Origin of the sequence: Microbispora sp. NPDC088329 (assembly GCF_040685655.1) — a bacterium.
Lineage (GTDB): Bacteria > Actinomycetota > Actinomycetes > Streptosporangiales > Streptosporangiaceae > Microbispora.
Genome location: NZ_JBFBIP010000073.1, coordinates 1 through 1,135, shown reverse-complemented (window position 1 = coordinate 1,135; position 1,135 = coordinate 1). Strand labels below are relative to the sequence as shown.

2 protein-coding genes are annotated in these 1,135 nt (G+C 70.0%); both read right to left on the bottom strand.

Features of this window, described 5'->3' with window-relative positions; translation table 11 throughout:
- On the bottom strand, positions 1 to 578 hold a 578-nt coding region (locus tag AB0O28_RS39870; protein WP_363648239.1), incomplete at its 3' end, for a cellulose-binding domain-containing protein.
- 36 nt (positions 579 to 614) lie between these two features.
- On the bottom strand, positions 615 to 1,135 hold a 521-nt coding region (locus AB0O28_RS39865; protein ID WP_363648237.1), incomplete at its 5' end, for a cellulose binding domain-containing protein.

Sequence of the window (1,135 nt, the reverse complement as noted above, 5' to 3'; positions counted from 1 at the left end):
ACCGGGTTGGAGTACGTCGACGACGGCGGCCACGGCCCGCCCGGCGACGGACTCGGTGACGGACTCGGCGAGGGAGAGACCGAAGGGGACGCCGAGGGACTGGCACTGGGACTGGCACTGGGACTGGCACTGGGACTGGCGCTCGGGCTCGCCGAGGGGCTGGTGACGGTGCCGCTGCAGGTCGTGCCGTTCAGCGCGAAGCCGGTCGGCACCGGATTGGACGAGGTCCAGGCGCCGTTGAAGCCGAACGACGTGCTGCCCCCGGTCGGGATGGCGCCGTTGTAGGAGGCGTTGGTCACGGTGACCTGGGCGCCGGACTGGGTGTAGCTGCCGTTCCACAGCTGGCTGATCGTTTGCCCTGCCGGGAACGACCAGGTCAGGCGCCAGCCGTCGACCGGGTCGCCCAGATTGACCACGTCAACGTTGGCGCCGAAGCCGTCCTGCCATTGGTTGGTCACCGTGTAGGTGACCCGGCAGCCCGCGGCGGCCCGGGCGGAGCCGGCGGTCGCGACTCCGAGGACGCTGAGCGCCGCGGCCATCCCGGCCGCGAGCCAGCGTCGATGTCGAGTGAAGCGCACGAGAATCTCCAGAGGGTGAAGAGCTGCCGGGATCTGTCAGGAGAGGGTGCAGGCGTTTCCGTTGAGCGTGAACGCGGTGGGCTTGGCGGCGTTGCCGGTGTGGGTGGCCTGGAAGCCGATCTCCGTGGAGGCTCCGGGGGCCAGCGAGCCGTTGTAACTCACGTTCTTCGCCGTGACCTGGCCACTCGTGGGCGAGTAGGTGGCGTTCCATCCGCCGGTGATGGCCTGTCCGCCGGGCAGGGTGAAGGTCAGCGACCAGCCGTTGACGGCGGAGGAGCCGGTGTTGGTGACCGTGATGTTCTCGGTCAGCCCGTCGTTCCAGGCGTTGACGGTGGCGCTGACCCGGCAGGCGCCCGATCCGCCGCCGGGCGACGGCGAAGTGCTCGGCGAAGTGCTCGGCGAACTGCTCGGGGAACTGCTCGGTGAGCTGCGCGGGGAGGGTGAGGGAGACGTCGTCACGCCGCTGCCGTCGAGGCCGAGGAAGGAGATGGCGTAGGCGATCTGGCCGTTCATCGGCAGCTGGTGGCCGACGCCGGAGATGCTGATGCCCTCGACGG